Source organism: Paenibacillus typhae (genome assembly GCF_900099765.1).
Taxonomy (GTDB): domain Bacteria; phylum Bacillota; class Bacilli; order Paenibacillales; family Paenibacillaceae; genus Paenibacillus_AQ; species Paenibacillus_AQ typhae.
On record NZ_FNDX01000035.1, the window covers coordinates 1 to 18,519 of the forward strand.

At 54.2% G+C, this 18,519-nt stretch carries 17 protein-coding genes; 15 read left to right on the plus strand and 2 right to left on the minus strand.

Going from position 1 to position 18,519, the window contains the following annotated elements:
• From BLR64_RS30600 to BLR64_RS21900, 10 genes are all read left to right on the plus strand, one after another.
• Positions 1 to 181, plus strand: a 181-nt coding sequence (locus BLR64_RS30600; RefSeq protein ID WP_208607216.1) for a hypothetical protein, incomplete at its 5' end; no start/stop codon positions are given.
• Between the two features lie 461 nt (positions 182 to 642).
• Positions 643 to 1,026: a GntR family transcriptional regulator gene (locus BLR64_RS21865; protein WP_090717470.1), complete on the plus strand. Its 384-nt coding sequence runs from the start codon at positions 643 to 645 to the stop codon at positions 1,024 to 1,026.
• Positions 1,023 to 1,925 (plus strand): ABC transporter ATP-binding protein, encoded by a 903-nt coding sequence (locus BLR64_RS21870; protein WP_090717473.1) that lies wholly within the window; start codon positions 1,023 to 1,025, stop codon positions 1,923 to 1,925. The genes BLR64_RS21865 and BLR64_RS21870 overlap by 4 nt, the downstream gene beginning before the upstream one ends.
• Entirely contained in the window at positions 1,879 to 3,888 is a 2,010-nt protein-coding gene (locus BLR64_RS21875) for a DUF6449 domain-containing protein (RefSeq protein WP_090717477.1), read from the plus strand. Before BLR64_RS21870 ends, BLR64_RS21875 begins: the two co-directional genes overlap by 47 nt.
• A gap of 155 nt (positions 3,889 to 4,043) precedes the next feature.
• Positions 4,044 to 4,214: a hypothetical protein gene (locus tag BLR64_RS30400; protein ID WP_167360755.1), complete on the plus strand. Its 171-nt coding sequence runs from the start codon at positions 4,044 to 4,046 to the stop codon at positions 4,212 to 4,214.
• A 92-nt stretch (positions 4,215 to 4,306) separates the two neighbouring features.
• Positions 4,307 to 5,146 carry a nucleotidyltransferase domain-containing protein gene (locus tag BLR64_RS21880; RefSeq protein WP_090717480.1) on the plus strand — a complete coding sequence of 280 codons (840 nt, stop codon included), beginning with the start codon at positions 4,307 to 4,309 and terminating at the stop codon, positions 5,144 to 5,146.
• Between the two features lie 15 nt (positions 5,147 to 5,161).
• Positions 5,162 to 6,607 (plus strand): 3' terminal RNA ribose 2'-O-methyltransferase Hen1, encoded by a 1,446-nt coding sequence (locus BLR64_RS21885; protein WP_090717482.1) that lies wholly within the window; start codon positions 5,162 to 5,164, stop codon positions 6,605 to 6,607.
• A complete protein-coding gene (locus tag BLR64_RS21890) occupies positions 6,604 to 9,219 on the plus strand; it encodes a polynucleotide kinase-phosphatase (protein ID WP_090717485.1) in 2,616 nt (871 codons plus the stop codon). Before BLR64_RS21885 ends, BLR64_RS21890 begins: the two co-directional genes overlap by 4 nt.
• A gap of 23 nt (positions 9,220 to 9,242) precedes the next feature.
• Entirely contained in the window at positions 9,243 to 9,383 is a 141-nt protein-coding gene (locus BLR64_RS21895) for an RNA 2'-phosphotransferase family protein (RefSeq protein ID WP_208607217.1), read from the plus strand.
• 47 nt (positions 9,384 to 9,430) lie between these two features.
• Positions 9,431 to 9,946 carry a mismatch-specific DNA-glycosylase gene (locus BLR64_RS21900; RefSeq protein WP_090717486.1) on the plus strand — a complete coding sequence of 172 codons (516 nt, stop codon included), beginning with the start codon at positions 9,431 to 9,433 and terminating at the stop codon, positions 9,944 to 9,946.
• 74 nt (positions 9,947 to 10,020) lie between these two features.
• Here the strand turns inward: BLR64_RS21900 and BLR64_RS21905 are convergent, their stop codons facing one another.
• Positions 10,021 to 10,980 (minus strand): MraY family glycosyltransferase, encoded by a 960-nt coding sequence (locus BLR64_RS21905; RefSeq protein WP_376744635.1) that lies wholly within the window; start codon positions 10,978 to 10,980, stop codon positions 10,021 to 10,023.
• Positions 10,981 to 11,117: 137 nt separating this feature from the next.
• Between BLR64_RS21905 and BLR64_RS21910 the strand changes: the two genes are divergently transcribed.
• Together BLR64_RS21910 and BLR64_RS21915 are read left to right on the plus strand one after the other, a co-directional pair.
• Positions 11,118 to 11,801 (plus strand): YjjG family noncanonical pyrimidine nucleotidase, encoded by a 684-nt coding sequence (locus BLR64_RS21910; RefSeq protein WP_090717488.1) that lies wholly within the window; start codon positions 11,118 to 11,120, stop codon positions 11,799 to 11,801.
• 125 nt (positions 11,802 to 11,926) lie between these two features.
• Complete coding sequence (locus tag BLR64_RS21915) at positions 11,927 to 12,610, plus strand: hypothetical protein (protein ID WP_090717491.1); 684 nt, start codon at positions 11,927 to 11,929, stop codon at positions 12,608 to 12,610.
• A gap of 118 nt (positions 12,611 to 12,728) precedes the next feature.
• On the opposite strand, the gene BLR64_RS21920 is transcribed toward BLR64_RS21915, so the two are convergent.
• Positions 12,729 to 13,715, minus strand: coding sequence for a ring-cleaving dioxygenase (locus BLR64_RS21920; protein ID WP_090717494.1), 987 nt, complete (start codon positions 13,713 to 13,715; stop codon positions 12,729 to 12,731).
• Positions 13,716 to 13,956: 241 nt separating this feature from the next.
• Here BLR64_RS21920 and BLR64_RS21925 point away from each other — a divergent pair, with 241 nt between their 5' ends.
• From BLR64_RS21925 to BLR64_RS21940, 3 genes are all read left to right on the plus strand, one after another.
• On the plus strand, positions 13,957 to 14,784 hold the full coding sequence (locus BLR64_RS21925) for an AAC(3) family N-acetyltransferase (RefSeq protein ID WP_090717496.1): 828 nt from the start codon (positions 13,957 to 13,959) through the stop codon (positions 14,782 to 14,784).
• 1,242 nt (positions 14,785 to 16,026) lie between these two features.
• Positions 16,027 to 17,445 carry an RtcB family protein gene (locus tag BLR64_RS21935; RefSeq protein ID WP_090717501.1) on the plus strand — a complete coding sequence of 473 codons (1,419 nt, stop codon included), beginning with the start codon at positions 16,027 to 16,029 and terminating at the stop codon, positions 17,443 to 17,445.
• 114 nt (positions 17,446 to 17,559) lie between these two features.
• On the plus strand, positions 17,560 to 18,492 hold the full coding sequence (locus BLR64_RS21940) for a manganese-dependent inorganic pyrophosphatase (RefSeq protein WP_090717503.1): 933 nt from the start codon (positions 17,560 to 17,562) through the stop codon (positions 18,490 to 18,492).
• Positions 18,493 to 18,519: the final 27 nt, after the last annotated feature.

Here is an 18,519-nt window from a genome sequence, read left to right on the forward strand (position 1 = left end):
GAGTAGATCATGGCAGGAATGTTTAGCTCCTGCGGCCGACCACGGTGGTTCTTTTTCCGAAGGACGTGCAGGACCGGAGCCAGATCTAAGTGTTCAAAGATTTGGCAGTATTTATTTTCTGGGCGCATCAGGAGCAATTCCTCAAAGGAAAATAGCTCTTCTTGTCGAATTGAATAGATAGGGATTACCTCTTTTCTTTCTCGGATGTCGGTTTGGTCGCCTATAACTTCGAGAATTTGGGGAGGTACTCCTTTTTCTATGCTCAAAAAATCCAAGCGCAGCAAGGGTTTTGGATTATGAAATTGTCTCCAAAGTACAGTTAAAGCCGACTGAGACTCAAAATTGCCCTTTTTAGTTGCACAAAATGCAGTTATCCGGTGAGCTGCCCAAAGGGAGCGATTCTGCTAGGGGCTGAATCAAGCAACCGGTACTGATTACGATGAAAAAAATTCAGCGAAATCGATCTACATAACCTCGGACGAAACTAGTCTACAAATAGCTAAAGTAAAACAACGGCCCATCCGCTAAAAGCGGGCAGGCCGTTTCTTTACGTTGACAATCCTGTTTAACTGTATTAATAATAATAGTACAGTTAATACAGATAAGTTTTCCATATCTTTAGTTTAGTAAAGGAGGGCACCTATGTTCGAACTGGATGTCCGCAGCCGCAAGCCGATTTATGAGCAGCTGACTGACAAGGTTAAAGAGATGATTATGCATGGCATCCTTCAGGCGGACGAACAGCTTCCATCGGTTAGAACATTGTCCTCGCAGCTAACGGTTAACCCCAATACGATTCAGAAGGCGTACCGGGAGCTGGAGCGGGAAGGCTTTATTTATTCCTTGCCCGGAAAAGGGAGCTTCGTGGCACCCCTTGCGCAGGAGCGCAGTGAGAGTAAGCGGACAGAGCTGCGCGAAGGTCTGCTGCGGCTGATGGCGGAGGCGGTGTACCTCGGCTTCACCGAAGGCGAGATAAGCGCTTTGTACCGGCAGGTTCTGGAAGGCAAAAGAGGGGGAGAAGCATGATTAGTATCCGCGGGGTAAGCAAAATCTTTCAGGGCGAGAAGGCCGTCGACAGCCTCTCGCTGACTGTGCCGAAAGGGACGATCTACGGCCTGCTCGGATCAAATGGCGCAGGCAAAACCACGCTCCTTAAGACATTGGCCGGGATTTACCGGCCCGACGAAGGGACCGTTACGGTTGGCGGTGAGCTGGTTTTTGAAGCTCCGGATGTAAAGCGGAGGATTATTTTCATGCCGGACAGCCCATATTTTTTCCCGCAGGCAACGGTGCGGAGTATGGCTGCATTTTACCGGTCTATCTATCCTTCATGGAGTGAGAAGCGGTTCGAGGAGCTGGGTACAGCTTTTAAGCTGGACCGGAAGCGTAAGCTCAGCCGATTCTCCAAAGGGATGCAGCGTCAGGCTGCACTGTGGCTTGCACTGAGCTGTACGCCGGAGGTGCTGATCATGGACGAGCCGATCGACGGGCTTGATCCGGTGATGCGCCGGCAGATCAAGAATCTGCTGTTCCAGGAAGTGGCTGACCGCGGCTTGACCGTCCTGATCTCCTCCCACAATCTGCGCGAGATCGAAGATCTGTGTGACCATGTCGGCATTATGCACGGCGGGCGGATGCTGGTGGAGAAGGAGCTGGATGACCTGAAGGCGGACACGCATAAAATTCAGGTGGCCTTCCGCGATCAGCGTCACGCCGGTGCGCTCGCCGCCAAGCTGCAGATTCTTCACCAGGAGCAGCGCGGCAGCGTAAGCCTGTATATCGTAAAAGGCGACCGTGAGCGGATCGCGCAGGCTTTTCATGTGTATGAGCCTTATGTATTCGACCTGCTGCCGCTGACGCTGGAGGAAATCTTTATTTATGAAATGGGGGATGCCGGATATGATGCGCAGCCGATTCTTCTTTAACAGCAGTGTCATCCGCCAGAACCTGCGCCAGCACGGCTGGATCGGAATTATTTACTCGCTCGTTCTTTTATTCGCGCTGCCGCTGCAGCTGTTCCTGAACAATGACCCTAATCCGGAGCGCCGGACGGTGGACAATTTGTTCTTCATCGGGGGAGAGATTCAGATGCTGTTCTCCGTTACGGTGCCGGTCGCGGCAGCCTTGTTCCTGTTCCGTTATCTGCAGGCCAAAGCGCCATCCGACCTGTGGCACCGCCTGCCGCTGCGCCGGGAACACCTGCTGGTGTCCCATACGGCAAGCGGGCTGATTCTGGTGCTCGGACCGGTCTGGCTGACTGCTGCCGTGACCGCCATAGTGAGGCCAATGGCCGGCAACATGTATATTTACTCCTGGGCAGATGTGGGACAATGGTGCCTTACACTGACGATCCTTACGCTGTTCCTGTTTATTTTCAGCGTGTTTGTCGGCATCTGCACCGGGCAATCCGTGCTGCAGGGGGTGGTGATCTATATCCTTCTGGTTCTGCCCACTGTGCTGCTGATGCTGGTGAATGAACATTTCAGCATGTATCTGTATGGTTATCCGGCATGGTACGGATTAAGGGGACGGAGTGAAGTGTGGTCTCCGCTGATGCATATGATCTATGTCAAAACCAATCCGTTCACTGCCGGTTATCTGTGGCTCTATTCGGCCCTGTCCGTCCTTTTCTTCGCGCTGTCCTTCGTGCTGTACCGTAAACGCGACGGGGAGAAGGCGGGGCAGGCAATCGCCTTTACGTACTTTAACCCGCTGTTCAAGGCAGGGGTTATGCTTTGTGCCATGCTGATCTCAGGCACTTATTTCGCTCATCTGCGGAATCAGCAGCTTGGCTGGATTATCGCCGGACATCTGGTCGGTGCACTGATCGGCTATATTGCCGCAGAGATGATTATCCGCAAAACCTGGCTGATTCTGAGCCGCAAGGCTGCGCTCGAGTTTGCCGGATATGCAGTACTGCTGGGGCTTGTGCTGTATATTCCGGTGTCCGGACTCACGGGCTACGAGAACCGGGTTCCGGCTGCGGATAAGATAGTCGGTGTATATGCTTCTGATAATTATTCCACATACGATGCCTACTGGAACAATGCGTATCCTTTTACAGATAAACAGAGCCCCTTCATCGGGGATAAGGACTATGTTGAAGCTGTCCGCAAGCTGCATCAGGCAATGGCAACCATGCGGCCTCATCCGCAGAATGTGGAATACCGTGATTTTTATCTCATGTATAAACTGGATAACGGGCGGACTTTAAACCGGAGCTACCGGGTTCCCGTTGCCGGTTTTGAACCGGAGCTGCGGGCTGTAATGGAGAGCGACGGGTATAAACGTACATTGTACAGGCTTTATCAGCTGGATGAAGAAATAGAAGGCCTGCGTTTCAGTGATTACAACAAGGCACTTATTATTTCGGACCCGCAGGAAATGAATGAGCTGAAAGAAATATTGAAACAAGAAATTCTGAATATGAGCTATGAGGACCAGACTGGAGGACAGCGTTCATACGCAACCATTCAGATGATAGGCATGCCTGATGATGAAGGATATCCTTACTTCTCTAATTATGAGTGGAAGCATTCCTTCAGCAAGCTGACGGAGCGGCTTGAGCAGCTGGGTTATGCGGACAAAATCCGCATTACTCCGGGAGATGTGAAATCAGCAGAGATTATTCCGAACGAATATGCCAGCCGTTTGAGTGGCAATGACCGCTATGATCCCGAACGCCACTTGGAACTGGCCCGCAAGGAGAACCGCTCCGCTTCAGTTAATGATGCTGCTGCTATTAAGGATATCCTTGACCGGGGACGTTATTATACTAACTCCAGCGGGGGATATCTGGTGAAGCTGGTCTATAAAGAGGGCAGAGAGGACTTCATAACCCTGCGGGAAGAGGATCTGACTCCGGCAATCAGGGCGGTTCTTCCGTAGCCTCTGCAGTGTGCCGGGCACCGGCCCGCCAGTGCTTGACGGGTTGACAGAAACTGGGCCTGTGAATTATGCTGTTGGAAAATGCTAACATCGGACCAAAGCATATGTCTTCAATTCAATTACCCAAACAAAATGTAAAAGGAGGTCAGAGGCAGATGAATACTTACAACAATGAGCTCAACAACAATAATAGCTATGAAAATTTTATGCATTCCGAGAATCCTCGCATGTATTCCATCCCTCTGGTCTCCCTGGATCATAACCCGGTCTCAGCAGCAGGTAATTTATTGACGGTACCGGTATTTACCGGGAGCCGCGATACGTAACCGGCAGTTAACTGCAGATTGGGGTAAGGCCATGGACGACGGAGTCCATGGCCTTTTTATATTTTTTTTGAGCGGAAAGGAGCATGAACAGAATGTCTGAAATTGAGCTGGAGATTATACGCCAGCTGCGCATGATTGAGGCGGAAGAAGATGTGCGTATCTTGTATGCCTGTGAATCAGGCAGCCGGGCCTGGGGTTTTCCGTCCAGGGACAGTGATTACGATGTGCGTTTCCTGTACGTGCGCCGGCCTGAAGCCTATCTGTCGATTTTTGAACCGAGGGATGTCATTGAGCGGCCGATCAGCAATCTGCTGGACATAGGCGGCTGGGATCTGAAAAAAGCGCTGCTGCTGTTCCGCAAATCGAACCCGCCTCTGCTGGAATGGCTGCAGTCCGGGATCCGGTATGAGGAAAATTACACGGTGGCCGAGAGCATCCGCGCGCTTTCGCCGCTCGGCTTTTCACCGAAATCCTGCATTTATCATTATCTGAACATGGCCCGGGGCAACTACCGCACCTATCTGCAGGGGAGCGAAGTCAAGATCAAGAAATACTTCTATGTGCTCCGGCCGCTGCTCGCCTGTGCCTGGATTGAGAAATATAACGGGGTTCCGCCGCTGGAGTTCTCCGTGCTCGTAGAAACACTGATTCCGGAGGGAACGCTGCTGCGGGAAACCGTGAATCAGCTGCTGGTCCGTAAAATGTCCGGCGATGAGCTGAAGGTGGAGCCCCGGCTTGAGGTTATAAATAATTATCTGGAGCAGTCAATTGCCCATTTTGAAGAGTCGGCTTCCCTGTTTGAAGCAGCTCACGGAGTAACGGATGAACAACTGGACGTACTATTTTACAGCGCACTGGCGGAGGTTTGGGGTAACGAAAGCTCCTGGACTAGAGGATTAAAAGAGGTCAGGAGGCCGTCAGGCGGGCGCTAATGGAGGGAACTAGAGATGCATTTAATCATCAGGGCGACGGGAGCGGGAGCAGGCATGCTGTCCCATCTGCTGGCCAAAAATCCGAATAACCTGTACGACCGGACTGAAAAAGAGGCGAGAGTCCGCATTGTTTTTACCGCCTCCTCCGAAGAGGTGACCGAAGCCGTTATTTATGTAACGCCTGACCCGGTGGAGCTTGTAAAGGGAGACTCACAGGCGCACAATGATATTACGCAATATATCAATGACCGGGAATTTGTGACCAGCAGCCTGTTCTGCACTTACATCCGGGCGGCGCTTGGTACGGCACTAAACGGCAAACCGAAGGAAGCCTATGTGCACTGGGTGAAGGAGCCGCTGGAGCTTGCGTTGAGCTTCGGGCCTGTGGCATCCAATCTGCCGGACCACACGGTGGAAGAGCTGTTTGGTGCCCTTGGCTATGAGGTTTCTCTGGAACGCGGCGATGCGGAATATACCTTTGCGTTAAAAGCGCGCAGCTCGGCAAGATATATCCGGCTTAAAGGGAAGCAGACACTGCAGACTGCATTGCAGCAGCTGTTTGTGCTGATACCCGCTCTGGATGACTACAAGCATTATTACATCAGTGATGATGAAGTGGATAAAATCCGGCGTTACGGCGCAGGCTGGCTGGAGCAGCATCCGCAGCGGGCACTGATTCTGAAGCGCACGCTGCGTTTTGGAGGAGCGATCAGGCAGTATGAGGAGATGGCGGCAAAAGAGCTGCGGACAGCCGGCGGCGGCCCCGGAGCACCGGCAGACATCCCCGTACTGGAAGAGTCCGCCCCCGGCGGTTCAGCAGAACCACCCGGAGTTCAGGAAGCACCGAAGGTACGGCTTAACGATCTGCGCTATGAGGCGATTGCCCGGACGGTCGGGGAGCTGGACGAAAGAGCGAGCATCGTGGACTTCGGCTCCGGGGAAGGCAAGCTGTCGGCCAGGCTCAGCAGTGTGCCGGGCGTCCGTGAGATCCGGGCGGTTGAGCCTTCAGCTGCTTCGCAGCTGCGGGCGATGGAGCGCTTCGCCAAGCTTGAGGGCAGAACGGGGACGGTGGTTCCCGAGCCGGTGACCGGCTCGTTATTCTATTTCGATGAGTCGCTGCGGGGCAGGGATGTTATGATTTTGTGTGAGGTTATTGAGCATATTGATGAACACCGGCTGGACCGGGTGATGGATACTATTTTTGGCCAGTATGGCCCCAAGACCCTGATTGTGACAACGCCGAACAAGGATTACAACACCGTTTACGGGATGGAGCAGGAGGAAATCCGGCATGGCGACCACCGGTTCGAGTGGGGGCGTGAAGCCTTCTCGGCCTGGTGCAGCCGCTGGACTGGAGCTTTTCCTTATGCAGCTGAGATTACTGGAATCGGTGAAGGTTCTGCGGAGTATGGATACCCGACGCAGATGGCGGTATTTACGAGAGGAGAACAACTGCAATGACGGAAAAAAATGAAGCGCAGCGGACCATTCCGTTTCCGCACGGAGGCATTATCGTGCTGGTCGGGCCGTCAAACAGCGGTAAAACCACTCTGCTCCGCAGACTGGTAGAGGAAGGTGTGCTGCTGGAGACGGAAATGGTATCCTCGGATACCTACCGTACACTAGTTGGTGATGTCGAGTACCTGGACTGGAAGGGGCGGCCGCGGGAGGAGGCTGATATTCTTTATAGTGATTATCAGAAGCTCTCCGGCCTGGCCTTTGAGGCGATGAACACTGTGGTGTCGATGCGCAGCAGGCTGGGCAAGCTGACGGTAGTGGACGCTACGCATCTGCAGCCGGAATACCGGCGCAAGTATATTGATATTGCAGCGGAGCATGATCTGCCCTGCGTGGCCTGGGTGCTTGATGTGCCGGAGCAGACATTGCTTGCACGGGACAAGACGCGGGAGCAGCCGCGCGGCAGACAGCGGGTCAAAAGCCAGTACAGCCAGTTCAAGCGCTCACTGCGCGGGCTGCGCGAAGAGGGCTTTGACTTTACATACATGCTGAAGGAGCCTGAGGCTGTGCAGTTTGTGCGCCGGGACAATCCGCTGCTGGCTGATATAGGCGCAGGAATAGATGTGATCGGCGACATCCACGGCTGCTACGATGAAATGCTGGAGCTGCTCGGAGAGCTTGGCTATGCTGCCGGTGAAGACGGGCTGTACAGGCATCCCGCCGGCCGGACACTGGTCTCGGTCGGGGATGTCATGAGCCGCGGACCGAGATCGCTGGACACGATGATCTTCTGGAAGCGTCACTTTGACGCCGGGATCGCCCGGATGACCGACAGCAACCACGGCTGGAAAATAGCCCGTTACCTCAGCGGACGCAACGTCACCCTGAGCCACGGCGACGAGAATATTGCTGCAGAGCTCAGGTTATTTGAAGAGGAAGCCGGACCTGAGGCGGCTGCAGCCTTAAAAGAAGAGCTTAAGCAGTTTCTTCTGTCTGCCCCCAGCCATCTGGTCATGTGCCGCGACGGGGTGCGAAGGCTTGTGATCGCCCATGCGGGTATCCGCGACGAATATATCGGCAGGCAGTCCCGCCGGGTTCAGGATTTTTGCCGTTACGGTGACACCGACGGGCTGGATGCTGCAGGAGCACCGGTACGCAAAGAGTGGTATACAGGACATGAATCAGGCGAGCTGATTATCTGGGGCCATGATCCGCGTCCGTATCCAGCAGTGGTAAAGAATACGATCAACATCGACCAGGGGGCGGTATTCGGCGGAGCACTTACGGCTTACCGCTACCCGGAGCAGGCATTTGTCAGCGTCAAGGCACACCGCGATTATGCGGAAGATCCGGACAGCCCGCTGATCCGCTGGGAGCGCGGGCGGTTTGCTCCGCCTAATCTCGGCAAGCTGGTGAACGGCTATTCCGTCTTTACGGATGCATACGGCGAGCTCTCGGTGCGTGGGGATTATGTGAAGGCGGCGGTCGACAGTGTCTCCCACTATACAGTTCCCCTGGAGGAGCTGGTGTACATCCCGCCGACCATGAGTCCGACTCCGTCTGTATCTGCGGATGAGTCTTATCTGGAGCATCCGCAGGAGGCTTTCGACTACTTCCGTTCGCAGGGAGTTACCACAATGGTCGCCGAGAAAAAGCATATGGGCAGCCGTGCCGTGCTGCTCCTCTTCCGCGACGAGCAGGCGGCGGTGTCCTATATCGGGCGGCCGGCGCTGGGCACCATTTATAGCCGTACAGGCCGGGCGTTTTTTGACCGGGAGACGGAAGTGCAGGTGCTGGCCCGGCTGAATGCCGATCTGGTGCAGGCCGGTTATTTTACCAGATACAATACGGAAATGCTGCTGCTGGATGCGGAGATTATTCCCTGGAACCTCAAGGCGCGGGAGCTGATTGCCACCCAATATGCCCATGTTGCCGAAGCGGCGAAAATGGACCGTGAGCATCTGCTGGTTAAGCTGCGTCAGGCAGAAGCGGCGGGCCGCGATGTCTCCGGCTGGGTGCAGGAGATGGAAGCGAAGCTGCATAGTGTCCAGGTCTTCCGCCAGGCCTTCCAGCAGTACTGCTGGGATGTAAGCGGGCTTGAGGGCATCCGGATCGCTCCGTTTCATATACTGGCACACAGCGGGCAGAGCTTTTTTGATCACAGCCATATCTGGCATATGGAGCAGGCCCGGCAGCTGGCCGGAATTTCGCCGTTGTTCATGGAGACGGAATACCGGGTCATCCGAAGCGCAGCTGATGAGGCGGATGTCATTAAATGGTGGCAGGACATGACGGAGGACGGCCATGAAGGCATCGTCATCAAGCCGGAAATCTTTATTACGAAGAACGGCAGGCACATGGTCCAGCCGGCCATCAAGGTGCGGGGACGGAAATACCTGCACATTATATACGGTATCGACTATCTGCAGCCGGATAACCTGAAACGGCTCAAGCAGCGCAGGACCTCCAAAAAGGAGCGGCACGCCCTGATGGAATGCGCGCTCAGTGTGGAATCCGTGAACCGGTTCATCCGCAGGGAGCCGCTGGAGCGCGTGCATGAATGTGTGCTGGCCGCTCTTGCGCTGGAGTCTGACCCGGTTGATCCCCGGCTGTAGCAGGATGAGGGGAGTTTTATAGGATGTTGGATGCTAAGGCTGAGGTTTCCCTCAGCAAATTTATGACCAGGATGCTGCGGCATGCGCCGGAGCAGTACGGATTAATTGTTGATCCGGAGGACGGCTCCTGCCTGCTGGAGGAGCTGCTTGATGTTATCACGTAGCTGAGCTGGAGAACGCGGAGAAATAACGGATGGCAGGAGGGATGTTCATGGAGGAAGTGCCGGATCACCTGGAGAACGGCCTGCAGATCGTCTTTATCGGCTTTAACCCGAGCATCCGCTCAGGGGAGCTGGGGCATCATTATGCGAATCCGCGCAACAATTTCTGGCGGATTCTACAGCAGTCAGGCCTGACGCCGCGCTTGTATGAGGCTGCGGAGGACGGCGAGCTGCTGAAGCTTGGGTACGGCTTCACGAATATTGTGGCCCGGCCAACGGTCGGCGCAGAGGATATCACGCGCGAGGAGTATCATACCGGGCGGGAACTGCTGCGCGGGAAGCTTGAGCAGTACCGGCCGCAGATTGCCTGCTTTGTGGGCAAGGGGGTCTATACGGAATTCAGCCGCAGGCCCAAGGCGCAATGGGGCTTCCAGACAGCGGAGCCCGTTGTCGACGGCGTTCGCGAGTTCGTTGCCCCATCCTCCAGCGGTCTGGTCCGGATGCCGATGTCAGAGATTGTAGGAATTTACCGGCAGTTATACGACTTCATTCAGGAGAAGGGCTGAAGATAAAAAAAGCACCTCCCTCACATAAGCGAGGGAGGTGCTGCTGTTTCAGACAGCATGCTGCCGGCAAGCCGTCAGGTTTCGATAAGCAAGAGAATAATCGAAGAGAGGGACAGGCAGACGCTGACCAGGTAGAGCACGGCAACAACCTGCTTCTGGTTCAGGCCGGCCTTGAGCAGCCGGTAGTGGACCTGGCTGGCATCGGCCTGATAAATCGCTTTGCCCTGAAGGAACCGCTTGATCACGACAAACAGATTGTCGAAGATCGGTACGCCGAGCGCCAGGATCGGAATGAACAGCGAAAGCACCGTAGCCTGCTTGAAGGCACCGTCAAGCGCGATGACGGCCAGAATGAAGCCCATGAAGGTAGCGCCGGCATCGCCCATGAAGATTTTGGCCGGTGCCTTATTAAAGCGCAGATATGCGAGTGTGACACCGACCAGGGAAATAGCCATGATGGCAGATGCAGACTGGCCTTTGGTGAGCGCAACGATGAACAGTGTAACAGCTGAAATTGCTGTAAGCCCGCCGGCCAGCCCGTCCATTCCGTCGGAAAAGTTAATTACTGTAGTCACCCCGAAGATCCAGACGATCGTCAGTATGAACTGCAGGATGAACGGGAGGGAAACGTAATCTCCCGAGAACGGGTTGATGAAGCCGGTAAAAGCATTGCCGGACAGGAAGACAAGAACGGCTGCTGCAATCTGTACGATGAATTTGGGCAGGGCCGGAAAATCCTTGCCTTTGGTCTTGTACCAGTCATCAATAGTACCTATAGTGAGCAGAAGCACCCCGCCGATAAAGAGGGCGAGTGTCTCCAGCGAGAAATCACGGGCGAACAGCAGGTATGTAATGAAAAAGCCGATAAATATCGCATAGCTGGCTGTCAGGGGGATGGGCTCCCTGTGAATTTTGCGCTCCACATCCTCACGTGGCCTGTCCACAAAATCAAGCCGGAACGCAAGCCTGCCGAGCGGAGGGATGAGCAGATAAACGATACAAAACGATACCAGAAACGCCAAAACGTAAAAAATGACAATCACCACCGTTGATTTTTTAAAAAGATAAGCTTAAGATGTACCACGATAAATTGTCTTATGAGCAGGGCTGTCTAGATTATATCTCAGAGTGCAATACCTTGTCGATTGTACAACCATTTTGGAGGCGGATGATGAAATACGACGTAATTCTGTTTGATGCTGATGATACGCTGTTTGATTATGGAATGGCTGAAGGGCAGGCGTTTCTGAATGTGTTCACCCACTTTGGGCTGCCGGCCGGAGCAGAGGAGTATGCTGCGAGCTATCAGGAGATTAACCGTGCGCTGTGGGCCGATCTGGAGGCGGGGCAGATTACCTCTGCAGCGCTGCGGGTGGAGCGTTTTAACCGGCTGTTTGTCCGGCATAATCTGGAGTACAATCCGGAAGAATTCAGCGAGGCTTATTTGCGTTTTCTGGGGGAAGGCACGTTTCTGATCCAGGGGGCGGCCGAGCTGTGCGGGGCGCTTGAAGGCTGCAGGCTGGCGATTATTACGAACGGGATCAAGGATGTGCAGCTGTCCAGAATCAAGGGATCGCCGCTTGCTGAGACCTTTGAGCAGATCATTATTTCAGAGGAAGCGGGTTATCAGAAGCCGGCGGCCGGGATCTTTGATTATGCTTTTGACAAGCTGGGCATTTCCGATAAAAGCAGGGTGCTGATTGTGGGGGATTCACTGACCTCCGATATCCGCGGCGGGGTTAACTATGGAATTGATACCTGCTGGTTCAATCCTTTAGGGAAGACTAACGGTGCCGGTGTTGAGCCGACCTATGAAATCCGTGAACTGGCGGAGCTGCTGGATATTGTTAAGTGATGATATAGACGCTAGTGGCAGGTGCTTTGCCCTGATAAAAGGTTGGAAGACTTCTTCCGGTGTTAAATATATTAGGACGCAGTATTTATAGCTACATTATCCTAGCGAACAGGAGAGGATTTCTCATGAAAATGAACCGGAAATGGCTGATCGCCGCGGTTGCCGCCGGTATGGCGCTGACCGGCTCAGCCGGTGTATATGCCGGAGCCAAGCTTCAGGAGATTAAGGCCTATCTGAACAACAGCATTGGAGTCGTTGTTGACGGCACGCCATACTGGCTGAGAGACGGCAACGGCAAAACGTTAAGGCCGATTACGTACGAGGGCCTTACGTATTTGCCGGTCCGCTCGGTTGCGGAGGCGCTGGATGTGCCGATTACGTATGATGCAGTAAACTATAAAGTCCGGATCGGTACTGGTGCAGATGCGGGAGCCTCTGCCGGTTCTGGCTCCGGTTCAGGTTCAGGCACTGCTGCGCCTGTGGAGAGCACGGTGCGGCCGGTCAACCTGCCGCAGGATTTTCCGATACCGAGTGATGCTATCATCGCAACGACACTGGATACGGATGCGGACGGCGTGAAGAAGGCTGCCTTCAGCTACTCCACACAGGAATCGCTGGAGACGATGGGCTTCGTATACAGTGAATATGCCAAAATCAAACGGCTCGACAATGCCTCGCAGACCGTGTTGGCAACAACGGTGAAGATTACCGGCCGGCTGGGCGGCACAAGTCCCGTCTCGATTACGGGCAAGCCTTCGACGGCCCGGCCCGGCTTCAATATTTTCACCATAACCTGGTCGGAGAGCTGACCGCTCCTGAGGGTATCTGCAGTTAAAGCGGACCGGGAATAGGTGCAACAGAAACAGCTGCGTTCCTGTTTGGAACGCAGCTGTTTGGGCTGGGAATAGATTACAGTCTGAGTCTATATCATTGCTGCTGCCGGGTGTCCAGCGGCTTCAGGTAAGCTTCGATCTGCTCCCGTTTTGCTTCCAGGAATGGAGGCAGGGCGAGGGCTTCACCGAGATGCTCCAGCGGTTCATCGGTTGCGAAGCCGGGGCCGTCCGTAGCCAGCTCGAACAGAATGCCGTTCGGCTCGCGGAAGTACAGGGACCGGAAGTAAAAGCGGTCCACAAATCCGGAATTGGGCAGCTGGACGGTGCGGATGCGCTCGATCCATAGTTTTAGTTCCGTCTCATTATCCACCCGGAAAGCAACATGGTGCACGCCGCCCCGGCCCAGGCGCTCCTGTGGCAGATCGCTGCGTTCCTCCAGATGCACTTCAGCACCGGAGCCGCCTTCACCGGTCTCAAATACGACGACGTCCGGCTGTCCGGCCACCGGTGAAGGGTAGCTTCCTTTGCGGCGGAAGCCGAGCAGATCCTGCAGGATGAGCGTTGTCGGCTCAGCGTCCCGGGCGGTCAGATGAGCCGGGCCAAGACCGGTGATGCCGTATTCCGCCGGCACAGGACTGGCCGGCCATGGCTTGCCGCCGGCAACTCCCTGGTTGTTCTGGTCGGAGACCAGCAGAAACCGCTGACCCTCATGGTCGCGGAAGCCAAGGGTAAGGCGGCCGCCGCGGTCAGTGATGGTGCTGTCGTGGTCTACATTGAAGGCTGTGAAACGTTCTTTCCAGTAATCCAGCGCCTTATCATCCGGTACACGCAGCGACAGGGCGGAGATGCTGTTATTGCCGTCCCGGTTGCGTCCGGCGTTCGGAAGCTCAAAGAAGGTCAGCTCCGTGCCCGGATTGCCGGCTTCATCGCCGTAGAACAGGTGATAGACGGAGATGTCATCCTGGTTCACTGTTTTTTTGATCAGCCGGAGTCCCAGAACCTCAGTGTAAAATTTGTAGTTTTCCGGAGCTTTGGCTGTAATGGCGGATACATGGTGAAGGCCTTTTAATGTTAAACTCATGGTAGATCCTCCTCGGATTTGTGATGTTAAAGAAGTGTGTAAGCGTATTTTTTGAATATTGGGAGTGAAGGGACAACTGGAATAGACAAGGTTCACTAATGCTTTTTTATTATTTACAAAATGTTGCAGGGCCACTATTGGGTTTAGTGGTGAATTATTTTAAGTTACTATAATTTTAATAGTAAGTTGATTGAATTGCAAGCGGAAACTATATATCGACCGTAAAAAGGAGAGTACTGCAATGTACACGAAAGCCAGCCTGCTCGAACAGCTGAAGGAGCTTCATATTAATCCCCAAGGAACGCTGCTGGTCCATTCCTCATTAAAAAGTATTGGACCTGTAGAAGGTGGCGCAGATACCGTGCTGGATGTGCTGTCCGAATATATGAAGGACGGGCTGCTTGTCCTGCCGACACATACCTGGTCATATATTGATGCGACGAATCCGCGCTTCTCTGTGCAGGATTCACCATCCTGTGTCGGTGTTCTGCCGGAGCTGTTCCGGAAACGTCCAGGCGTTATCCGTTCCTGGCATCCGACCCACTCGGTAGCTGCCCTTGGGCAGGATGCCGAAGCTTTTACCGCCGGGGATCACCGCTGGGATACTCCCTGTGCCCGCGGATCGGTCTACGGCAAGCTGCTCGACCGGGAGGCGGAGATTATGCTGCTTGGCGTGGATCTGCGGCGGAACACGTTCATTCACGGCATTGAGGAATGGGTGGATATTCCGGGCAGAATGACCGATGAACCGGAGCAGCTGTACACGATTACACCGGACGGAACCGAGCTGTCTGTACCATCGCGCAGGCACTGCGGGCTATCGTGGTCCCAGCATTTCTGGAAGGTGGAGCATGTGCTGGAGGACGGCGGAGCGCTGCGCAGGGGGGATTTCGGCGATGCTCCTGTCATGATCTGCAGTGCAGTGAAGACTACGGACATCCTAAGCGGCATGCTGGCCGGGAACCCGGATCTGTTCGGAGACAACGAACCGCTGGACGGCCAGGCCGTGCCCGATCCCCTGCCCAAGACTTTGCGGAGATTGCCGCGAACGGGTGCCGGGCAGGGCTAGGTAGTGTTAGTCAGGCTGGAGGCTGGCGCAGAATTGCCGATTCCAGCTCAGCCTGGGAACAAACAGGTAGTTTAAGTGCTGCAGTAGCTAGAAGTATGGGGAAAAGTATGAGCAGCAGGCTTATGATATTGATGTGTACTAACCATTCTTGAGGTTGACAGCTTCTGGAAAACCATGGTAAGCTGGCTACAAATTTACGCCGAAGATGGCTTAGGGAGGAGCAGGAATAATGCAGACATTGAACAGGGATGAACACGTTGGCCAACTATATGACCGTGAGCTAACTATACCTTTCACACGTCCGGCATATTCCTATTCAGAGGAAACTCAGGATTCACGCAGCGCTCCCTTGCCTTGGGTCAGGCAGATTTGATTCTGCCGCCAAATCTATGGCAATACCGGGATTTCAGGCTGCGTGCACCGCAGCCTTTTTCTTTGACCTTGTGCAAGGGGCAGAGAGAAGGGCGGCTCGACGCAGCCTTTTTGTTGTTCTTAGACGTTGAGTAAGCAAGGCTTAAGGGGAAAAATCCCACTAATCGAACTGAAACCTGAGCTATAGAGCCGAAATAAGAGGAAAAATCCCTTTGATCCGAGTCACGAACGGTCCGAAAGCTGAAATCAAAGGGGAAAAACCCTTTGATCCCACACCTAGCCAGCACCTTATACCATACCCCTGAAAGGAGAGAGAAGAATGAGCAAACTAATCAGATGGAGTGAGCAGCACATAGAGCGGACAGCAGCGCCGGGCACACAGACGGGCACAGGTGTAGGCAAAGAACAAGCTCCGACTCCGCAATCAGCTCTGGCTCTAGATCTGGCTCTGAAATCAGATCTATTTCTAGCTCCAGCTCTAATTCCGGCCATGAAATCCGATCCGTATCTAGCTGTAGCTCTTGCTATATTCTCGGAATCCGCCCCGGCTTTAGACATAACGCCAGCTCTAACGTCAGCTCCGGCTCCGGCTCTAAACCCGGCAACGGGCTCCGAGTCGGCCTCTACCCGCGCGGGCTCTATCCATCCGGCTGTTATCCGTCTCATCCCGCCATCTCTCCCTCTCACACGGGGCAGAGGTGCAAGTCTGGTTTATATCTGCCGCAACACGGCCTAGCCGTGCTGCAGCACTAGACGTTGAATGAGAGCTGCCGGATTGCGCAGGGTTTCGCTATGCCTGGTTACAGGTTGAGCAGAGACGGCGCGGGCCGGCAGCTTTTTTATATAAACAAAACTACAGGAGGAGTAACAATGAACAGAAGCATCAAATCGCACGGCAGCAACCACTATGAGCTGGAGCTCCCGCACGGGGCGCTGCATGTGTTCGCCAATCAGGAGATCTACGAGTCTTTTGAAGACAAGGTATTCGAGATGGCGGACAACAATCTGCGGATTCCGCGCAATAAATATATGGCTTATACTCCGGATGCGCATGTCGGTGTGGGAACCTGCATCGGCACAACGGCGGTGTGGAACATGAAGGACGGGATGGTCTCGCCTTCGATTGTCGGGGTGGATATCGGCTGCGGGATGCGCGTGCACACGACGCCGCTGCATAAGCGGGATCTGCAGGATAAGGAGGTCCGCCGCAGACTGATCGAAGCGATTGAAAAATATGTGCCAACGAACGAGCGGGTCAACAGCAATTATGCCGACATTGATATTATGGAGATTGTGCGCAGCGGCCTGAACGGTCTGCCGGAAAAATATATCCCTTCCCCGCAATGGATCACCCATGTGGAGGAGAGCAACTTCCGCTATGACCATACTGCGCTGGAAAACCTGCCCCCAAAAATCCGCAAAAACGCCCACGGCCAGCTCGGAACGCTCGGGAGCGGTAATCATTTTTGCGAGATTCAGTATCTGGAAATTGCCGAGGAGCATAAGGAGCTGGCGGCGAAGTGGGGGCTCTTTGACGGCGGTGTTGTTGTCATGATCCATTCCGGCTCTCGTGCTTGGGGGGCGATGGTCGGCCGGGAGCATACGAAGACTATTAAAGAAGCGATGCACCTCTGGGGTGTAACGAACCCCGATCCGAACCTGAATTATGCGCCGATCAGCAGCCGCGAGGGCCAGACCTATCTGAATCTGATGTACTCTGCGCTGAACTTTGCCGTGACGAACCGGCATATGATTGCGTTCGGGGTGCAGGAGGCTTTCCGGGAGCTGTACGGGCCGCAATTCGAAATGCCGGTGCTGTATGACCTGATGCATAACTATGCGTTAAAAGAGTTCCACCGCGGGCAGCCGATGCTGGTGCACCGTAAAGGGGCTACACGGGCGCTGCCGCCGGGGCATTTTCTGAACACGCCGGTGTACAAAGCGACAGGGCATCCGGCGCTCATTCCCGGCTCCATGGGCACCTCGTCTTACATTATGCTCGGCCGCGACGAGGGCCTGAAGAACTTCTATTCCATCTGCCATGGTGCCGGCCGGGTACGTTCAAGAAGAGCCACCCGCCTTGCGGTGACAGTGGATGAGTTCAGCCAGTCGCTGCGGGTGGGTACCGACGAGGAGATTATCGTTAACCACCGTTCCCTGGATACGATTCTCGATGAATGCCCGCAGGCCTACAAGGATGTGGACCAGATTATTGACAGCATCACAGGGGCGGGGCTGGCCGATGTTGTAGCCAAGTGCAAACCGATGGCGGTGATTAAAGGCATTTAGCTGCCAAAAATTATAGAATGAAGGGACAACAAAGACTTCCTGCTCCTTTTCTGGCTTGTCCCTATCAATGTATGGTATATTATTCTCACAAAAAACAAAGTAAGGAGATTGGAAATGGAAAAAACACTCGTCTTTGGACACAAAAATCCGGACACGGATACAATTTGTTCAGCAATTGCCTATGCGGCACTCAAGAAGGAACTGGGCTGGGATGCTGAAGCAGTACGCCTGGGTGAAGTAAGCGGGGAAACTCAATTCGCGCTGGATCAGTTCGGCGTAGCTGCACCCCGTCTGGTTACAAATGTTGCCGGAGAAGCCGCTCAGGTGATTCTGGTTGACCATAACGAACGCCAGCAGAGTGCAGACGGAATTGAGCAGGTCCGTGTAGTTGAAGTGATCGACCACCACCGGATCGCCAACTTCGAAACGGCGCACCCGCTCTACTACCGTGCTGAGCCAGTAGGCTGCACAGCGACTATCCTGAACAAGCTGTACAAAGAAAACGGTGTAGCAATTCCCCGGGAAATCGCCGGTCTGATGCTGTCCGCAATCATTTCCGATTCTTTGCTGTTCAAATCGCCGACCTGCACCGAGCAGGACGTAGCGGCTGCGCGTGAGCTGGCTGAAATCGCCGGTGTAAATGCCGAAGAATACGGTCTGGCTATGCTTAAAGCCGGTGCTGACCTCAGCGACAAGAGCATTGCTCAGCTGATCTCCCTGGATGCCAAGGAATTCAAAATGGGTGACTACAAGGTTGAAATTGCCCAGGTCAACGCGGTTGACGTGAACGATGTGCTCTCCAAGCAGGCAGAGCTGGAAGCGGCGCTGACAGCTATTATTGCTGAAAAAGAACTGGATCTGTTTCTGTTCGTCGTAACAGATATCCTGAACAACGACTCTGTAGGTCTGGCGCTCGGCCGTCTCGCCGGTGCAGTAGAGCAGGCTTACAATGTGAAGCTGGATGACAACAAAGCGCTGCTCAGAGGCGTTGTATCCCGCAAATCACAGATCGTGCCGGTACTCACTGAAACGATCGCCAAGCTCTAGTCAATATATAAGGGCGAGTAGGCTTAC